The following is a 2,399-nucleotide window of genomic DNA, read 5'->3' as shown; positions in this document are numbered from 1 at the left end:
ATACGGGTCAGCCCGGCCGGACAACGCTCCCTGGTCGATGTCCGCTCCACCTCGCGGGTCGGCATGAGCGATCTTGGCACCAACGCCAGGAGGATCCGCGCCTACCTGGCAAAGCTCTCTCACAAGGACAGATAACTGGAGCATCGGCGTGAAGAAGATTAGCGGCAGGGATTACTTCTTTCTCGGCATCGTGGCTGTGATGGTGGCGTTTTTATCTTTCGGCTCCGGTAAAGGGAAGGGGAAGAGTGTCCCCAGGGATGAGCGCCACCACCCTATCTACGATGCGCTGAAGACGGGAAGGACCCAGGCCGAGACCGAGCTGATTTGCGCTACCTGCCATGGCAAGAGCTTCATCCCCCTGCCGAAAAACCACCCTCCGAAGGAGCAGTGCCTTATCTGCCATCTCCTCGCCTGACTTTTTCTCATCATCTGCCGCCTATTTAAGCTTTCCTTCGCCTTAGCCGCCAAAGCCCTCTTTATTCCGCTCCCTCCGTAAAAGCCAGCAAATCAACCACATCAGGAACTTACTCCCTCCTTTGCCCTGCCGGCATCACGAGATTCCGGTGCTGGCACACCTCCTGCTATCTCCCCCTCATCTCAGGAAGTTCATTGGCGAGTGCTTCGCGCAACAACGTGGTTGTGCCGGCCTCGTGGGAGGCGGTCATGAGCAATGTTACACAGAAACCGGTTTTCATCGGAGATACCACCTTGCGTGACGGGGAGCAGACCGCAGGGGTCGTGTTCAGTGCTAAAGAGAAAATTTCCATCGCCAGAAATCTCGATGCCATGGGGGTCCACGAACTGGAGTGCGGCATCCCCGCCATGGGGAAAGAAGAACGCAGCGCCATCCGCTCGCTGGCGGACCTTGGGCTGTCGGCGAGGCTCATCACCTGGAACCGGGCCCTTATTCCCGACATCGAGGCCAGCCTGTCCTGCGGCATCACCGCTGTCGACATCTCGCTTAGCGTCTCCGACATCATGATCCGGAACAAGATCAACAAGAGTCGCGACTGGGTCAAGGACCAGCTCAAGCGCGCACTGGGCTTTGCAAAGGAGCATGGGCTTTACGTGTGCGTGGGAGGGGAGGATGCCAGCCGTGCCGACATCCCGTTTCTGGTAGATCTTATGACCATCGCACGGGACAACGGCGCCGACCGTTTCCGTTTCTGCGACACGCTCGGGATTCTTGATCCTTTCACCATGTTCTCGAAGGTGAGCCAGTTGTCGTCCTCGGTGCCGGAACTGGATATCGAGGTACACACCCACAATGACTTGGGAATGGCCACTGCCAACGCCCTTGCCGGGGTGCGGGGCGGCGCCAGTTACATCAGCACCACCGTCAACGGACTTGGCGAAAGGGCCGGCAACGCGGCGCTTGAGGAAGTGGTCATGGCGCTGAAAGTCGCCTGCGGCATCGATGTCGGCATCGACACCCGTCGCCTCTGTGCGGTCTCCCGCCTGGTCGGCCGCGCCTCTAACCGTGAAGTGCCGGCCTGGAAGGCGGTGGTGGGCGAAAGGGTCTTTTCACACGAGTCGGGCCTCCACGCCGACGGCGTACTGAAGAATCCGAGCAACTATGAAGGGTTTCCGCCCGAAGAGGTTGGGCTCACCCGGCATATCGTGGCCGGCAAACACTCCGGCACAAATGGGATAGTGGAGAGCTACCGGCAGATCGGGATCCCGGTTTCCAGGGAGGAGGCGCGGCAGTTGATCTCAAAGGTCAGGAGCACCGCGCAGCGCCTGAAGGGGCCCCTTGAGCCGAAAGATCTGCTTAGTTTGCGTGAGTCACTGGCGGCTGCTTGAAGACGTGAAGACGTGAAGACGTGAAGGGTGAAAGGTGAAAGGTGAAAGGTGAAACCCGTTCGTGCTGAGCCTGTCGAAGCACGCATCCTGTAGGTGTAGCCGGTAACGCTGAAGTCTGAGCCGGAAGTCAGAAGAAGGAAGAGGGAAGGCTGATTAATTGTTAGGCAGGTGCCTCGGTATACAACTCGGAAGGATCATGCGGAAGAGGTAAAGGATACAAAAACAGCAAGTTACAAGTTGGCACAGTACCTGCTAAGAGAGATGACATAATCGAAAGAATACAACGAAGTATTCGACCTGCAGTTGATGGCAAAGGCGCCCACCGTAAGTAATAACGGAGCGCCTTTTTTGTTTCAGAAGGCCTCGTAAATTCAAAGCAGCCACGCACCTCAACCTACCGGGAAAGCAATCATGTCAGGTCGCGGGTTCGTCAGGAAGGCTGACGAAGGTGACCAAGCGGTTCAATCTCCGGTCGGAGCGGGTCAGCGGGGCAAAAAAAGGAGAGGGAAAATGAGACAGATCGCGATTTACGGAAAAGGCGGCATCGGGAAGTCCACCACCACCCAGAACACTGTAGCGGGACTCGCTTCCATCGG

At 57.6% G+C, this 2,399-nt stretch carries 3 protein-coding genes and 1 pseudogene; all 4 read left to right on the top strand.

Annotation, left to right across the window (positions count from 1 at the left end; translation table 11 throughout):
• Positions 1 to 135 (top strand): DUF1499 domain-containing protein, encoded by a 135-nt coding sequence (locus tag AC11W3_RS07775; protein ID WP_484092759.1) that lies wholly within the window; start codon positions 1 to 3, stop codon positions 133 to 135.
• A gap of 13 nt (positions 136 to 148) precedes the next feature.
• Positions 149 to 415: a cytochrome C gene (locus AC11W3_RS07770; RefSeq protein WP_484089471.1), complete on the top strand. Its 267-nt coding sequence runs from the start codon at positions 149 to 151 to the stop codon at positions 413 to 415.
• Between the two features lie 248 nt (positions 416 to 663).
• On the top strand, positions 664 to 1,803 hold the full coding sequence (gene nifV / locus AC11W3_RS07765; RefSeq protein ID WP_484089472.1) for a homocitrate synthase: 1,140 nt from the start codon (positions 664 to 666) through the stop codon (positions 1,801 to 1,803).
• A gap of 510 nt (positions 1,804 to 2,313) precedes the next feature.
• Positions 2,314 to 2,399, top strand: a pseudogene (nifH, locus tag AC11W3_RS07760) (nitrogenase reductase); the annotation flags it as partial.

The sequence above is a fragment of the Geomonas sp. genome, assembly GCF_056994735.1.
This window is presented reverse-complemented; position numbering and strand designations above follow the sequence as displayed.

Bases quoted from the DNA above. Each gene is read 5' to 3' on its own strand.
- nifV (WP_484089472.1), top strand. From the start codon at position 664: ATGAGCAATGTTACACAGAAACCGGTTTTCATCGGAGATACCACCTTG.